8 protein-coding genes and 1 tRNA gene are annotated in these 16,001 nt (G+C 67.5%); 6 read left to right on the forward strand and 3 right to left on the reverse strand.

The window, feature by feature from the left end:
* Window positions 1-81 precede the first annotated feature (81 nt).
* Window positions 82-1,383, reverse strand: a complete 1,302-nt coding sequence (locus AAFU51_06625) for an alpha/beta fold hydrolase (GenBank protein MEO1570927.1) — start codon at window positions 1,381-1,383, stop codon at window positions 82-84.
* 261 nt (window positions 1,384-1,644) lie between these two features.
* Between AAFU51_06625 and AAFU51_06630 the strand changes: the two genes are divergently transcribed.
* The 5 genes from AAFU51_06630 to AAFU51_06650 all read left to right on the forward strand — a co-directional run bounded on the left by AAFU51_06630 (window position 1,645) and on the right by AAFU51_06650 (window position 12,523).
* Window positions 1,645-4,023, forward strand: coding sequence for an acyl-CoA dehydrogenase (locus tag AAFU51_06630; GenBank protein MEO1570928.1), 2,379 nt, complete (start codon window positions 1,645-1,647; stop codon window positions 4,021-4,023).
* A gap of 280 nt (window positions 4,024-4,303) precedes the next feature.
* Window positions 4,304-6,268 (forward strand): LruC domain-containing protein, encoded by a 1,965-nt coding sequence (locus AAFU51_06635; GenBank protein ID MEO1570929.1) that lies wholly within the window; start codon window positions 4,304-4,306, stop codon window positions 6,266-6,268.
* Between the two features lie 344 nt (window positions 6,269-6,612).
* Window positions 6,613-8,586 (forward strand): LruC domain-containing protein, encoded by a 1,974-nt coding sequence (locus tag AAFU51_06640; GenBank protein MEO1570930.1) that lies wholly within the window; start codon window positions 6,613-6,615, stop codon window positions 8,584-8,586.
* Between the two features lie 336 nt (window positions 8,587-8,922).
* Window positions 8,923-12,204, forward strand: a complete 3,282-nt coding sequence (locus AAFU51_06645; protein MEO1570931.1) for a PQQ-dependent sugar dehydrogenase — start codon at window positions 8,923-8,925, stop codon at window positions 12,202-12,204.
* Between the two features lie 82 nt (window positions 12,205-12,286).
* Window positions 12,287-12,523: a hypothetical protein gene (locus tag AAFU51_06650; GenBank protein ID MEO1570932.1), complete on the forward strand. Its 237-nt coding sequence runs from the start codon at window positions 12,287-12,289 to the stop codon at window positions 12,521-12,523.
* A gap of 313 nt (window positions 12,524-12,836) precedes the next feature.
* Here AAFU51_06650 and AAFU51_06655 read toward each other — a convergent pair whose 3' ends face one another.
* Both AAFU51_06655 and AAFU51_06660 read right to left on the reverse strand, forming a co-directional pair.
* Complete coding sequence (locus AAFU51_06655; GenBank protein MEO1570933.1) at window positions 12,837-13,193, reverse strand: hypothetical protein; 357 nt, start codon at window positions 13,191-13,193, stop codon at window positions 12,837-12,839.
* A 184-nt stretch (window positions 13,194-13,377) separates the two neighbouring features.
* On the reverse strand, window positions 13,378-15,648 hold the full coding sequence (locus tag AAFU51_06660; protein ID MEO1570934.1) for an amino acid permease: 2,271 nt from the start codon (window positions 15,646-15,648) through the stop codon (window positions 13,378-13,380).
* Between the two features lie 168 nt (window positions 15,649-15,816).
* On the opposite strand from AAFU51_06660, the gene AAFU51_06665 reads away from it, so the two are divergent.
* A tRNA-Cys gene (locus AAFU51_06665) sits at window positions 15,817-15,887 on the forward strand.
* The last annotated feature ends 114 nt before the right edge of the window (window positions 15,888-16,001 follow it).

Genomic DNA, 16,001 nt, shown 5'->3' on the forward strand with positions numbered 1-16,001 from the left:
TCGATCTCCCTCGCTATTCGATCTCCCTCGCTATTCGATCTCCCTCGCTATTCGATCTCCCTCGCTATTCGATCTCCCTCGCTATTCGATCTCCGCGAGGAAGCCGACCAGAGCCGGGAGCAGGTCCAGATGGAGCGGGAGCGACGGGTCGCCGTAGCTCGGCAGCTGCATCTGGAGCGGCCCGTCGACGGCCTTGAGGATGTGGTTCATCCCGTCGATCACGATCAGCGTGGCGTTGTCGGCCTCGGCCAGGCGTTCGCCGTCGTCCACCGTGACTTGCACGTCCGTGGTGCCGTTGACCACGAGCACCGGCGCGTCGAGGGCGGCGAGCAGGGTGGTCGGGTCATAGGCCATCACGGAGGTGAGGTAGGGCTGGATGCTGGGCCGGAACATGGTCAGCAGCATGGGCGAGAGGCCGTCGACAGTCCCGCCGCGTTCGAGAGTGGCGAACACGGAGTCGGCTTCCGTCATCACGTCGGGCGGGAGTTGGGCAGCCAGTTGGCGGCGGAGTACGACCTGAATGGGGCGACCTAGGCCAGCGAGGGCTACGAACCCGTTGGCGTTGAGCGCCGGGGCGGCGAGGGCGCCGACAAGTGTCCCCTCGCTGTGACCGATAAGCGTGAGTGCGTCCGTGGTGCGCGGGTCGACGCGGAGCCACCGGCCCCACGCGGTCACATCGTCCGCGAATGTCTCCACGCGTAGGTCTACCTCGGCGAGGGTGCTCCCGGCGCTGCCCGCGATCCCGCGCTTGTCGAAGCGCAGTACGGCGTAGCCTTCGGCGGTGAGGGCCTCGGCGAGCATCCGCAAGCTGTTGTTCTTGCCCGGCAGCATGATGCTGTTGCCGTCGCGATCCGTTGGGCCTGAGCCTGCGATGAGCACGACGCCCGGTGCGGGCTGCTCGGTACCATCGGGCCAGGTGAGCGTGCCGCGCAGCGTGCCCGTGGCCGTCTCGATGGCTACGTCTTCGGCGAGGACGCCCGGCGGCAGGACCTGCGCTTTGGAAGCGTCAGCATCGGCCAGGCCTGGGTCCTGCCACGTGATCGAAAACGTCCCAGACGCCGATGCCTGCGTGAACGCGCCTACAATCGTATTGGCGTCGCGCGTGCCTTCGAAGACGGCGAGGCCGAGGCCGGACGGCAACTCGAAGCGCACCGCAGGAAGAGCGATGCTCACGTTCTGAAGCGGTAGGCCCATCGCTCCTTGTTGCGGGATATCGATGGTGGCGCTTCCGTCCTCGCTGAACGTGACGGTGATGTCGAGCGTCACGGCACCGATGGAGATTGCACCATCCCAGGGACCAACGAGCGTGTCGGCCTGCCCGAGCATGGTGGGAACGAGGGGCGAAACCACGAGGACGCAGAGCAGCGAGAAGAGCAGACGCATACGAGATCGGAGAGCGGCTGAGTGGACCGCTGCGCCACAGCAGACGCGAGGTGCAGACACGGGGCACCGTGCGCGGTACACGTGTGCACGGCGGCGCCGGTGGTCGTCGTGCCCGCGGTCACAAGAAAGAAGAGCGTGATAAAAGGTAGGCGCGCGCCTGGCGCTCACGCTTCCACAGGTGCAGGCTCGTGCAAACCCGCGGGCGTTCGTAACGTAGCAGCAGCGTCCACCGTCGCTTCACACTCGCCACGCTCCCCCGCTATGGCTGCCCCGCTCGCTCCCGTCCCGCCCGATGCCCTCGGCTCGGCCTCCGAACAGACCATCGCGCTGTTGCCGCTGCTCTACCTCGCCTGGGCCGACGGCGTGCTCACCCCGTCCGAGGTCGCCGAGATCCGGCAGCGTGTTGAGGCGCAGGCGTGGCTTGCCGACGCCGACAAGCAGCAACTTGCCGCGTGGCTCGACCCGCTCAATCCACCGACCGCGACGCAGTACCGCCGCTGGATGCGCGCCATCCGCACGGCGGCGCAGCACCTCCCCGAGGAGCGCTGCAATTCGCTCGCCATGCTCGGGCTCGGCATGGCCGAGGTCGCGGGCATCTCGTCCGGCGACGGCGTCTCGTCCGAAGTTATCGGCGCGCTGCACGACCTCGAAGGCGTGCTCGGCCCGGCGGCCGAGGAGGCCCTCACCGAGCTCCTCGCCGAGCGGCCTGACGCCGCGCCGCTGGCCGCGATCCCCGAGCCGCAGTTCGACGTCGTCGCGTTGCAGGCGATCCTCGACGGCGACTACGAGGACCTCCGCGAGCGCGTCAAGACGGTGCTCTCCGACCCGCTCTTCGACCCGATGCCGGTGCTCGACACGGCGGCGGCGCGCGAGCGGGCGCTGCGCTGGTGCAGGCACCTCGCCGCGCAGGGCTTCGGCGCGCTCGCCTTCCCCGACTACGCGGGCGGCGAGAACAGCATCGCCAAGTTCATCGTGGCCTTCGAGACGATCGCGGCGCACGATCTCGGGCTCGTCGTCAAGTTCGGCGTGCAGTTTGGCCTGTGGGGCGGCTCGGTCAACCAACTCGGCACGGCGCGGCACCGGCGGCAGTACCTCCCGAAAATCGGCACGATGGAGCTGCCTGGCTGCTTCGCGATGAGCGAGCTTGGCCACGGCTCGAACGTCCGCGACCTAGAGACGACCGCGACCTACGACGCGGCCACCGGCGAGTTCGTCATCGACACGCCGCGCAACCTGGCGCGCAAGGAGTGGATCGGCAACGCCGCCAACCACGGCCAGGTGGCGACGGTCTTCGCGCAGCTCCAGATCCCGCACACCGACGCGAGCGGCGCGGCCGAGATGGAGTCGTACGGCGTGCACGCGTTCCTCGTCCCGATCCGCAGCGCAGACGGCTGCCCGATGCCGCGCGTACGCATCCAGGATGGCGGTGAGAAGATGGGGCTCAACGGTGTCGACAATGGGCGGTTGTGGTTCGACCAGGTCCGCATCCCGCGCGACAACCTCCTCGACCGCTTCGCGAGCGTGTCCGAGGACGGCGTCTACGAAAGCCCGATCCCGAGCGAGGGCCGCCGCTTCTTCACGATGCTCTCGACGCTCGTCGGCGGACGCATCGCGGTCGGGTCGGGCGGCAACAGCGCGGCGAAGGTCGGCCTGACCATCGCGCTGCGCTACGGGGCGCGGCGGCGGCAGTTCGGCCCGAAGGACCGCGCCGAGGTGCCCATCCTCGACTACCTCTCGCACCAGCGGCGGCTCTTCCCGCTCCTTGCCAAGGCCTACGGCCTGCACTTCGCCCTCGCCAAGCTGCGCGAGGACTTCGCGGCGGCTCGCCCCGGCGACGACCTCCAGGAGATCGAGGCGCGCGCCAACGCGCTCAAGGCGTTCGCGACCTGGAACTGCACCGAGACGCTCCAGGAGGCCCGCGAAGCCTGCGGCGGCCAGGGCTACCTCTGGGAAAACCGCCTCGCCGCTCACAAGCGGGACTCCGACATCTTCACCACGTTCGAGGGCGACAACACGGTGCTGCTCCTCCAGGTCGCGAAGGGGCTGCTCTCCGACTACGCCAAGGAGTTCAAGAACCTCTCGACCTTTGGCAAGGTGCGCCACGCGCTCGCCGACCGCGTCGAGCAGATCGTCCACCTCAACCCGCTGCTGACCGTCAAGAAGGACCGCGACCACCTCCGCGACCCGGCCTTCCACCTCGACGCCTTCCGGCAGCGCGAGCGCGACCTTCAGGTGGGCGCGGCTGGCCGCATCAAGCGCCGCCTCGACAACGGCATGGACTCGTTCGACGCGTTCGTGGAGGTGCAGGACCACCTGCTCACCGCTGCGTGGGCCTACGCCAAGCGCGAGACGCTCGACGCCTTCCACGGTGCCGTCGAGGCCACCTCGGACCCCACACTGAAGGCATTGCTCGGGAAGCTGTGCACGCTCTATGCGCTGCACGATCTAGAGGAGGACCGCGGCTGGTTCCTCGAACAGGGCTACATGGACGGCGGCAAGGCCAAGGCCATCCGCGCCGAGGTCAACGCGCTCCTCGGCGAGCTGCGGCCCCACGCCGTCGGCCTCGTGGACGCGTTCGGCCTCCCCGACGCGATCGTCGCCGCCCCGATCGGCACGCGCGAGGTCGCCGAGCGAACATGACGAATTGATCGACTGTTTGATAATGATTCTGGCGGTGACGCATTTCGGCTTTTCGAGGCCGCGGCGTAGCGTTTGACGACAGTGATTTCGGGTGAGATCGCGCGTTTTTACATGGCGGGCGCGCCAACGTAGCGTGCCATTTACAGCCGCCAAGTCGCCCAAATCGTCCATTTCGGGCGACTTGGTACGGGCTGGTCCAGGGCGGAACGGTGTTCGGTTGCGAGGCCCGAACACCTACCCCACGCTCGGCGCCGGCCGGGCACGATCACACCCTCCTCCCATGCCACGCTTCCACTATTCCCGCTCCTGGATACTTGCCCTCGGAGCCCTGCTGACGCTCGCAGCCTGTGACACGGTCGACCCGGGTCTCGACGCGGTGAATCCGCTAGACCCCGCCGCCGATGGCCCACTCGGCGGCATCACCGCCGCCCCGTCCTTCGACTTCGCCACCAGCCAGCCCGTTGACGTGGTCCTCACCGAGGCGAATGCGGGCATCACGACGCGCTACGACGTGTGGCGCATGGGCGCCGATGGCGAGCGCCACTACCTCGGCGCAGCATTAGCAGACGCGAGCGGCCAGACGACACTGCCTTTCGCGGTGCCGACAGCGACCGACCGCCTCATCGTCAAGCGCAACGCGTCGGGCGATGTGTCGGAAACGATAGTGGCCGTGGCTGGCGGGCTGGCGGGGCACTCGTTCTCGGGCGAGGCCTCAGGCGATGCCCAGCAGTGCACCGACGCAATCGTGGCCATCAACGGCAATCGCGACCACTTCATCGTGGACTACGAGGCGTTCTCCGAGACGACCATGCCCACGCTGCCCACCGGCTCGTACGGTATGGCCATCGACCCGATCAACCGGAAGATGTACTACGCCACCAGCAAGAAAGTCAGTGGTCAGTACCAGCTCGTCAGCTACGACCTCGACACCCAGGCGTTCAGCGTGGTCGGCCCGACGGCCGAGTCGCACGCGATGGCGTTTGAGCCGCAGAGCGAGACGCTCTTCACGATCATGCGCGGCACGATGACGCAGACGGACCCCACCACGGGCGCAACGCTGCGGACATGGACCGTACGCGACATCGACCGGGTGACCGGCGGCGACGTCATGATCACGGTGAACGGCGAGATCTACTACTCGCGCAGCCGCAAAGTCTGGCGCATCGACGACGTGGACGCGTCGACCAAGCAAGGCGTGCTGATCAACACGCTCCCCGAGGACCCGACCGGCGGCACGGTTGGTACGGATGGCTACCTCTACCTCGTCGCCAACAAGAACCTCTATCGCGTCGACCCGGTCACGGGCGAGGCTGACCGGATCCACACGCTGTCGACCAAGGCCAACGACCTCGACTTCCTGCCATGCGCCACGGGTCCGAACTACAACGGCGACCAGGACAACGACGGCGTCCCGGATGTCTTCGACGACTTCCCGACCGACCCGGCCCTCGCCTTTGAGCGGTTCAGCCCGAGCGAGGACGGCTTCGGGACGCTGGCCTTCGAAGACCTCTGGCCATCCGTCGGGGACTACGACTTCAACGACCTCGTCGTCCGCTACCGCTACCGCGAGATGGCCAACGCCAACGGGGATGTCGTGCGCCTGGATGCCGATTACTTCGTCCAGGCCGCTGGCGCAGGTCACGTGAATGGCTTCGGCGTCGAGCTGCCCGTCGCCGCGGCCGATGTGCGCTCGGTCGCCTACAGCCGTCGCCCGGGAACCATCGCGCTGGCTGCCAACGGCGTCGAGGCGGGCCACACCAACGCCGTCATCATCCCGTTCGACGACGCCAAGGCTATGATCCCCGGCGCTGCGGGCTTCGTCAACACCGAGGTCGGGACGTCCGTACTCCCGAGCGACACGGTCAACGTGGCGATCACCTTCGCCACGCCCGTACCAGGGTCGATGGTTCTCGGCGCGCCGTACAACCCGTTCCTCTTCCGCCGCGACGACCGCGGGCTGGAGGTGCACCTTCCGGACGCGGCACCGACCGCGCTCGCTGACACCGAGCGCCTCGGCTCCGGCCACGACCGCACGAACGCTGCCATCGGCTTGGCCTACCGCACGGCGGAGGGGCTACCCTGGGCGCTCCACATCGCGGACGAGTTCGCGCACCCGATCGAGCTACGCGACCTCACCTTGGGCTACCCGCGCTTTGCACCGTGGGTGCTGTCCGGCGGCACACGGTATCAAGACTGGTACGCGTCGCCGCACCGGGTTTCGAGTCACCTCTTCGGGCAGGAGTAGGGTCCCGCAGAGTGACTTGGACGAGAGGCGCCGAGGTTGTCGAACGACGACCTCGGCGCCTCGCTGTGGAGGCGTGTTCCAAACGGCCGGGAGGTACGTGGGTGAAAAAGTGCCTGGCGTAACGACTGTAGTACAGATGGACACCGATCAGAGCGTTAGCCTCGCTCGTTCACATCGAGGGCCTGCCACGGTCGTGTTGCATCGCAGAGGATTGACCGACAGTGTGTGACGTGACGCCCCCGGGAGAGCGATTCGGCCTGCCCGTGGAACAGAATTGGACGGAGGAGAGGCACCAACCGCACGCCTGGACTACCACCCCGGGTCCACCACCTACCTCTTGACTCATGTACCACTCCCTGGTGCCGCGCGCTCTGCGCGGCTTCGCGCTCGTCTGCGGCGCTGCTTTCGTCCTTGCTGCCTGCGATACGGCCGGCCCAACCATAGACGGCCCCACCTCCGTCGATCCCGTGTCCGACGGGCCGCTCGGCGGCATCACCGCTGCGCCGTCGTTCGACTTCGCCACCAGCCAGGCCATCGGCCTAACGCTCACCGAGGCCGACACCGACGTGCCGACCCGCTACGACGTGTGGCGCGTGGGCACTGATGGCGAGCGCTACTACCTCGGCGCGGCGTTGGCGGACGCGAGCGGCCAGACGACGCTGCCCTTCGCGGTGCCGACGGCGACCGAGCGCCTCATTGTCAAGCGCAACGCGTCGGGCGACGTGTCGGAGACGGAGGTGACGGTGGCCGGTGGCCAGGCGAGCCACGCCTTCGCGGGCAAGGCGTCGGGCGGCGCCAAGCAGTGCACGGAGTCGCTCGTGGCCGTCAACGGCAACCGCGACCATTTCCTCGTGGACTACGAGGCGTTCTCCGAGACGACGCTCCCCACGCTGCCCTACGGCACGGCCGGCATGGCCGTGGACCCGATTGGGCAGATGATGTACTTCACCGTCAAGGACAGCAACGACGCCCAGAAGCTCTACAGCTATGATCTGAGCACCCAGGTCTTCGCCGTGGTCGGCGACTCGCCGAAGTCCAACGCCATCGCCTTCGAGCCCCGGAGCGGCACCCTCTACACGCTGCACAACCGCGTGCTGCGCAGCATCAGCGTCTCGACGGGCGCCGAAGTCCAGCAATGGAGCGTGCCCGGCGTGGACAACACCAACTCCGGCGACCTCATGATCACCGTCGACGGCTCGATCTACTACGCCGCCAAGAAGAAGATGTGGCGCATCGACGACAACGACGCCACGTCGAAGACGGCCGTGCTCCTGATCGACACGTTCCCGAAGAGTATCAACGGAGGCACTGTGGACGGCGAGGGCCAGATCTATCTCAACGCGGGCACGACGCTCTACCGCGTGGACCGCCTCTCGGGCCAGTTCCAGCAGGTGCACGAGATGAGCATCGGCGTCAACGACCTCGACTTCCTGCCGTGCGCCACCGGGCCGAGCTACAACCAGGACCAGGACAACGACGGCGTCCCCGACGTCTTCGACGACTTCCCGACGGAGGCTAACTTCGCCTTCGAGCGTTACAGCCCGAGCGAGTATGTCTTCGGCGCCGTGGCCTTCGAAGACCTCTGGCCTGGCACGGGCGACTATGACTTCAACGACCTCGTCGTGCGCTACCGCTACCGCGAGATCACCAACTCGGCGAGTGAAGTGGTGCGCTTCGAGGCGGACTACGCCGTCCAGGCAGTCGGGGCAGGCTTCGTGAACGGCTTTGGCGTCGAGCTGCCCGTCGCGGCGTCCAACGTCGAGTCGGTGACCTACAGCCGCCAGCCCGGCACGGTCACGTTGGCCGCCAACGGCGTCGAGGCCGGGCACACCAACGCCGTCGTCATCCCGTTCGACGACGCCAAGGCTATGATCCCCGGCGCCGTCGGCTTCGTGAACACCGAGGCGGGTTCGCCTGTCCTCGCCAGCGACACGGTCAACGTGCTTCTGCAGTTCACCACGCCGCTCCAAGGCTCGCTGCTGATGGACGCGCCCTACAACCCGTTCCTCTTCCGCAAGAACGACCGCGGCGTGGAGGTGCACCTGCCCGACGCTGCTCCGACGGCGCTGGCCGACGACACGGTCTTCGGCACCTTCCACGACCGTACCAACGTCGGCACCGGCACAACCTACCGCACCGAGGCTGGCCTGCCCTGGGCGCTCCACCTGCCCGAGGGCTTCGTGCACCCCATCGAGCAGCGCGACCTCACGCAGGGCTACCCGCGCTTCGTGGACTGGGTGCAGTCGAACGGCGCCAGCTTCCCGGACTGGTACGGCGCGTCGCAACGAACTCCGAGTCACCTCTTCGGGATAGAGTAGGGTACCGACGAGTGTGACTTGGACGAGAAGCGCCGGGAGCGTCTTATGACGACCCCGGCGCTTCGTCGTTGGCAACCGCAGCAGAACCGATAGCAGAGCCCAGCCGCGAGGCTCGTGTGCGCGACGGATCGAGACTCGTGCGTGCGACGGATCGGGCGCGTTCATGGCGTGCGAGCCGTGCGACGGCGTGCAGAGGGCGCCCGCGCCAGAGCGGAGCCGGCAATGCTGGGGCGTGCGGGAACCCAAACGTGACAAGGAAGGCGGGCCATAGACCCTTGGCGTGCCCCTTGTTAAGTCGGAGGCACTCGCTCTTCTCTCGGCACGCCCTCCCCCTCGATGCTGCTCCGTTACGCCCTGGCCACGCTGACCCTAGCCGTCGGCCTGCTCTTCGCTCACCATCCTGCCCAGGCACAGAGTGTGCCTTCCGGTTTCTTTGTCGAGAACGCCGCAGGGACGGCTACCTTCGCGAGCCCGACCAGCCTAGCCTTCGCGCCGGACGGGCGCATGTTCGTGACGGAGAAGCAGGGCCGCGTGATGGTCGTCAAGAACGGTCAGAAGCTCGGCCCACCGTTCCTCAACCTCGTCGACGAGACGCTCAACGCGGGCGACCGCGGCATGACGAGCATCGCCTTTGACCCCAACTTCGCGCAGAACCAGTACGTCTACGTCTTCTACTCGGTCAACCCCGGCGGCGGCGCGGACGACAACGGCATCCGCGACAGCTTCGGGCGCGTCGTGCGCTACACCGCCAACGGCGACCGCGCCGACACGGCCACGCGCACCATCATCATCGACGACATCCCGGCGTGCTTCACCTCGCATGTCAACGACGCCATCCGCTTCGCGCCGGACGGCTCGCTGATCGTCTCCACGGGCGACGCGGCAAGCTTCCAGCAGATGGACGCGGGCGGCCTCTACGACGAGTGCTTCGGCCCCGGCAACCCCCTCCCCGAGGTCGAGGACATCGGGGCATTCCGCTCGCAGCAGCTCGAAAGCCTCGCGGGCAAGATCCTCCGCATCAACCCGTCGAACGGGCAGGGCTACCCCTCGAACCCGTTCTACAACGGCGACCCGGACGCCAACATCTCGAAGGTGTGGTCCTTCGGCCTGCGCAACCCGTTTAGCATCACCATCCGCCCCGGCACCGGCTCCGCGAACGTGGCCGACGGCCGCCCTGGCTCCATCTTCATCGGCGATGTGGGCTGGCGCAACTGGGAAGAGATCGACATCGCGCGCACCGGCGGCGAGAACTTCGGCTGGCCGTGCTATGAGGGGCCGTTCGAGCAGAACGAATACCAGCGCGCCAATCCCGCCTCCAACGGCTGCGACACCTACACGCAGGCCGAGACGGTGAATCCGGCGCTCTACTGGACCAACCAGCCGTCGAACTCCTTCCCCGCCGGGCTCCGCGGCGACGCGATCATCGTCGGCGACTTCTACCAGGGCAACCGCTACCCGCCCGCCTACCAGGGCGTGCTCTTCTACGCCGACTACCCCAACGGCTGGATGGCGACGGGCCGCTTCGACAGCGAAGACCGCTTCGAGAGCCAGACGGTGTTCAGCACCAACACCGGCTCCGTGGTCGGCTTCGCCTACGACCCGACCTCGAAGCTGATGCACTACATCAACATCGGCACGGGGCAGGTGCTGCGCGTCCGCCACCAAAACGAGGACGACTTCGCGGGCGAGGTGCCCGAGCCGTGGGTCGCGGGCGACATCGGCACGCCCGTCGAGGCGGGCGAGACGACGTTCGACGGCGCGGCGTTCACGCTCACGGCCAGCGGCGAGCTCGGCCCGGCGGGCAATGACGCCTTCCAGTTTGTCCGCCAGCCGCGCTCCGGCGACTTCACGCTCACCGCGCGCATGGACGACTTCTCGGGCGGCACGCAGTACGCGCGCGGCGGCCTCATGGCCCGCCAGGGCACGGCCACCGACGCGCCCTACCTCCACCTCACCGTCACGAAGCAGGACGGCACCTACTTCGAATGGCGCGCCGACGACGGCGCCTACGCCTACCGCTTCCTCGACGGCGAGGGCGCCCCGAAGTGGATTCGCCTCACCCGCATCGGCAACCGCTTCGAGGCGTTCACCTCGCCTGACGGCGGCGTCTGGTCCTCGCTCGGCACCATCGACCTGAGCTTCGCGCAAGCCCTCGACGTCGGCCTCGCGCTCACGGGCGACGATGTCGGCCGCGCGGGCGTCACGGCCACCTCGACCTTCTCCGAGGTCACCCTCGGCGACGGCCCGAGCGACCCCGGCGGCCTCCCGAACCCGTGGCAGCAGGCGCAGGTGGGCACCGGCATCGGCGATGAGGAGGCGACGTTCAACGGCACGGCCTTCTCCGTCACGTCCTCCGGCGACATCTGGGGCGACGCGGACAACTTCTACTGGGCCTACCAGCCGCTCTCGGGCGACGGCTCCGTCCAGGCCCGCTTCTCGCGCATCGCCGCGCCATTCGACTGGTCGAAGGCTGGCCTGATGATTCGCGAGTCGCTTGCGCAGGGCTCGGCGCATGCCTTCCTCGTCGTCACGCCGACGCGTGGGCTGCACCTCCAGAGCCGTCCCGAGACGAGCGCGTTCATGGACTCGCAGTTCCTCACCGACGGCGAGGCGCCCGTCTGGATTCGCCTCGACCGCGCCGGCAATACGTTCACAGCCTACACCTCCGACGACGGCCAGACGTGGACGCCACAGGGCAGCGTGACCGTGCAGATGGGCGCCGATGCATTCGTGGGCCTCGCCTCGGCGGCGACGGACGTCGACCGTGTGGGCGTGGTGAGCATCGGCACCTTCGAGCAGGTCGCGGTCACGGGCACGGCGCAGGTGTCGGGCGACCTCCCCTGGGTGGAGACCTTCGGCCAGGCCAACGGTACGACCCGCGACGACGGCGACACCGCCTGGACGGCGGCGCTCGAAGGCGGCGACGTCAGCGCGACCGGCCGCATCGAAGTCAGCGGCGGGCGGCTGCTCATCAGCGACCCCGACCAGACCAACGGCGGCGCGGAAGGCGTCGGCGTGTGGCGCTCGGAGGTCATCGACATCACCGGCTACGCCAGCATCGACCTCTCCGCCCTCATCGACGGCGACGGTGGCCTGGACCCTGAAGACTACCTCGTCCTCGCCTACCGCCTTGACGGCGGCCCCGAGACGACGTGGGCGCGCCGCACCGACGAGTTCCGGGACAGCCCCGCCGAGACGGTCACCCTCGACGGCCTCAGCGGCGAGACGCTCGAACTCATCGTCCGCGGCTACAACACCGTCACGTCGGAGTTCTACTACGTGGATGACATCGAGGTCACGGGCACGACGGCCGCCGAGGACGCCGACACCCCGCAGGCGCGCAGCGGCGAGGTCTTCCAACTCGAAGGCATCTACCCGAACCCGTTCAACCCAGCGACTACCGTGCGCTTCGGCATCGGCGAAGCCGGGATGTACAGCGTCGAGGTGTTCAACCTACTCGGCCAGCGGGTCTACAGCGACCGCTTCCGCGAGGAGTCGTCGACCACCCGCGAGGTGCGCGTCAGCCTGAGCGGTCACGCGAGCGGCACCTACGTCGTGCGCGTGCTCCACGAGGCGACGGGCTACTCCGTGCGCGAGAAGGTCGTGCTGCTCAAGTAGGCAGCGCGGGCAGCGGCCAAGCAGCGGGCGCGGTCTTCGCAGACTGCGCCCGTCGCGTGTTCTCGTCCTCGCCGGTGCCGCTGTGTCGCCTCCTCTTGTTCAGTCGCCCACGCGCTCGCAGAAGCTCCAGGTCATCTGCGCGGCCGTCTTCCTGACTGCGCTTGTGATCGCCGAGGCGACAGCGGATAAGCTTTTTGCGGAAATTGACTTACCGGGCACCGTCACGCTTTTCGGCACGCCCTTCGATCGCGTGGTGATGACGGCGGGGGTGATCGCCTTCCCGATCACGGACCTCGTCACGGACCTCGTCAACGAGTAATTCGGCAAGCCCGGCATCCGGTTCCTGACGCTCCTCGGCGTGGCGATGGTGGCATTCAGGTTCGTCCTGCTCAAGGTCGCCTTGGCCGTGCCCACAGATCCGGTCTCAGCAGTCCCAGGCGAAGCGTTCGATGCGATGTTCGGGACGACGACCTGGGTCATCGTGGGCAACCTGGTGGCCTACCTCGTTGGGCAGTTCGCGGACCTCCCGCTCTTCCACTGCCTGCGCGGCCTCACGAACGGGCGGGGTAAGAACAGCGACGGCAACCCGCTGGAACAGGCTGCCGTCGCCAAACTCGGTCTACTGGAGCAGATCAACCGCTCGATGTCAGCAGGAGGGTCGCGTAGGTCCGAATCATGTCAGCATGGTCGGCGTCGCCACCGGCTTGCGCCTGCGAGGCCATGGAGTCGAAGAGCACCTCGAAATAGCGATCCTCATCGAACGTGGCGGCCCGGCGGCGGCGGCCCGGGTGGTAGGCCTCTTGAAAGGCCTTGTCGTGAGCAACCTCGAAGGCGGTGGCGTAGAACGCTTGGTGTTGGTCGAAGTCAGGCAGCGCCTCCACGAACAAATAGGCTTCATCGTGGATGTCGCCATCGGCTTCGTGCTGTTTGAAGAACTTCATCCCAAGCACAAACGCGATGACCAGGACGATGGAGAGGAGTTTTTTCACGATACAGGGGGTTGGGAGTACGCAGAGCGAACGGTTAGGCCCGGTATCGATCCGTATCCAAATGCCTTAAGCCCTAAGTGGAGGCAATTATTGAGAGGTGTGGTTCAGCCTCTTGAGAATCAGCAGGGTACGCCCGCGTACTTTTCCCCGTCTGGCCGCTTTCGCGCAGTGTGTGCACCACGCGCTAGGCCAGCGCATTCTCATCGCCGGAGTCGCGCACGAACAGGCAGGAGGCGCCGAGGGTGGTGACCATGCCGCGCATCACATCGAAGTCCGGGTCCGGCATGAGGCCGAGCAGATTGAGATCCGCATGGGGCGCGGTCGGGACGAAGTCGCGGAAGGTGCCGGTGCCTACGACGGGCGTGGCGTCGGGCAGGCGCGCGAGGTCGATGAGCCGGTCGAGGAAGTGGCGTGCGCGCTCGGCCTCGGCCTCGTCCACGACGGTGATGAGCCGGATGAGGCCGTCCCAGTTGCGCTTGAGCTTGTAGGCCAGCAGCAGCGAGAGGTCGAGGTTGCCGATGTCCATCGAGAGGCGCCAGTCGGGCGAGCGGTCGTGGATCCAGACATTGACATGCTGCCGCTGGCCGAGCCCGGCACGCAGGTGCGGCGCGTAGAGTACCGTCCCGACGCGCTGCCGACGGGCCTCAACGGTGAGGCGGGCGTAGGCCTGCTCACGGGCGGCATGGTCGGGAAGGGCGAGATCGGGGAGGCGCAGAAACAGGATGTTGGGGCGGAAGAACGTGCCGCGCAGCGCCTGGAGGCTTGCCGAGACGCCCGTCGCGAAGTCGTCCGTCTCCAGCGTGGTCCACGTCGCGTAGACGCCCTGGCGGCGAAAGGCTGCGCTGAGCGTCGGGAGTCGCTCCAAGTCAGGCTCGGCGATGGCGGTATCGGTGGTGTCCGCCGTGCCGGTGGAGAGCCCAAGCAGCTTGACGGAGCCTTTCGGAAAGACGAGCGAGCGGAGCAGCTCGAACGAGCCGCGCAGCGCGCTGAGGTCCTGCACGGGCACGAGCACGTTGGGCTTCCACGCGCGCTCCTGCCGCGTGGGAAGATCACCGACCCGCTTCGCCGCCCACTCCGCGAGGGCCACGAAGAGGCCGCTGCGCACGTCGCCATAGGGGGCTTCGAGGTGGCGGCGCAGCAAAAACGCATAGACGCCGACTACCACCACCACCGCCGCGAGCGCAAACGTCGGGTTGACGACGAACATCGCCAGGAGGCAGCCCGCCAGCCCGAGCAGCGGCACCGACTGCGGTACGCGAAGTTGCGGCCGGAAGCTCACCAGGCCCAGTTGCCCTTCCACAAACACCACGAAGTTGATCATGCCGTAGGTGATGAGGAAAAACATCGTGATGAGCGGCGCGATCACGTTGAGGTCGCGCAGCAGCAGCGCCACCAGCACGATCGCGGCGGTGATAACGAGCGCGTTGCGGGGCTCGCCTTTCGCGGTGCGCGCGGCCAGCCACGGCCCGCGTGGGAGCACTGCGTGGTCACCAAGCGCCTGGAGGATGCGCGGTGCGCCCACGAGCGAGGCCAGCGCTGATGAGAACGTCGCACCGAGCAGACCCGCCAGCACGGCAGGCCCCCAGTAGGCGCGGTCGATCATGATGGTGTAGTTGCTCAGCAGTTCCTCGGGCGTCGCCGAGCGCGCCAGCCAGTAGGCCAAGAGCGCGTAGATCGCCAGCGAGACGGCGATCGCTGCCATCGTTCCGCGCGGGATGCTCCGACGTGGGTCGCGGAGGTCGCCCGACATGTTCGCGCCTGCCATGATGCCCGTCGCGGCAGGGAAGAAGACAGCGAAGACGATCCAGAACGTCGTTCCGCTGAAGCCGTCCTCGGGGGCACCAGAGTAGGGCCCCGTCAGCCCGACGTTGGCGAGGTCGTACTGCATCGAGCCGTTCACCGCCGCCAGCGCGACGGACACGAGCGAGCCCGCGATCACCGCCATGATGACGTACTGCACCCGGAACGCGAATGACGCGCTCACGACCGCGATGCCGAAGAGCACCGCGAACGTGCCGAGGTCGACGAGGATCGCCGGGTGGTCGGGGAAGACGTAGGCCCAGCCCTCGCGGAAGCCAAAGACGTACATCGCCACCGCGAGCGCCTGCGAGAGGTAGAGCGGAATGCACACGCTGCCGCCAACCTCCAGCCCCAGCGACTGCGAGATGATCGAGTACGCCCCGCCCGCGCCGATGCGGATGTTCGTCGTGATCGACGACATCGAGAGCCCCGTCGCGATGGTGATGCCGAACGAGAGCAGGAGGATGCCCACGGTCCCCAGCACGCCCGCGTTGCCGACCACCCAGCCGGTGCGGAGGTACATAATCACGCCCAGGATCGTCAGCAGCGTGGGCGTGAACACCCCGGCGAAGGTGCCAAACTTGCGCGCGCCCGGTACGTGCCCGGTTTCTTCCGGGGCGAGGGTGCCGAGATCCTGGGTTTGATGGGACTGCATGGGGCCACGAGGGAGACGTGCGACAGTATAGCCCGCACCCCCAAAACGCGCCCGCACGATGAACGGGCCGGGCGATCCTTTGCGGCGGTGGGGCTGCGTGGATCCACCGAGGCTTCGCAGCGCGCGGGAGAACCCACCACAAGAGCAGCGTATATTGGGTCCTGCCCTGGTGACGTGGCCGAGGGGTTAGGCATGGGTCTGCAAAACCCAGTACGGCGGTTCGAATCCGCCCGTCACCTCGAATCATCAACGCGCCCTGCTGTCTTTCCGACAGTGGGGCGTTGGTGTATGGCGGAACCGGCACCCGTGGCCCCATCGACGCCGACGGCGCGTGTATCTTCGCCGGATCCCCA

This window comes from Bacteroidota bacterium (assembly GCA_039821555.1).
Lineage (GTDB): Bacteria > Bacteroidota > Rhodothermia > Rhodothermales > Rubricoccaceae > JBCBEX01.

Coding starts and splice junctions, on each gene's coding strand:
- AAFU51_06625 (MEO1570927.1), bottom strand. CDS start 1,383: ATGCGTCTGCTCTTCTCGCTGCTCTGCGTCCTCGTGGTTTCGCCCCTC.
- AAFU51_06630 (MEO1570928.1), top strand. CDS start 1,645: ATGGCTGCCCCGCTCGCTCCCGTCCCGCCCGATGCCCTCGGCTCGGCC.
- AAFU51_06635 (MEO1570929.1), top strand. CDS start 4,304: ATGCCACGCTTCCACTATTCCCGCTCCTGGATACTTGCCCTCGGAGCC.
- AAFU51_06640 (MEO1570930.1), top strand. CDS start 6,613: ATGTACCACTCCCTGGTGCCGCGCGCTCTGCGCGGCTTCGCGCTCGTC.
- AAFU51_06645 (MEO1570931.1), top strand. CDS start 8,923: ATGCTGCTCCGTTACGCCCTGGCCACGCTGACCCTAGCCGTCGGCCTG.
- AAFU51_06660 (MEO1570934.1), bottom strand. CDS start 15,648: ATGCAGTCCCATCAAACCCAGGATCTCGGCACCCTCGCCCCGGAAGAA.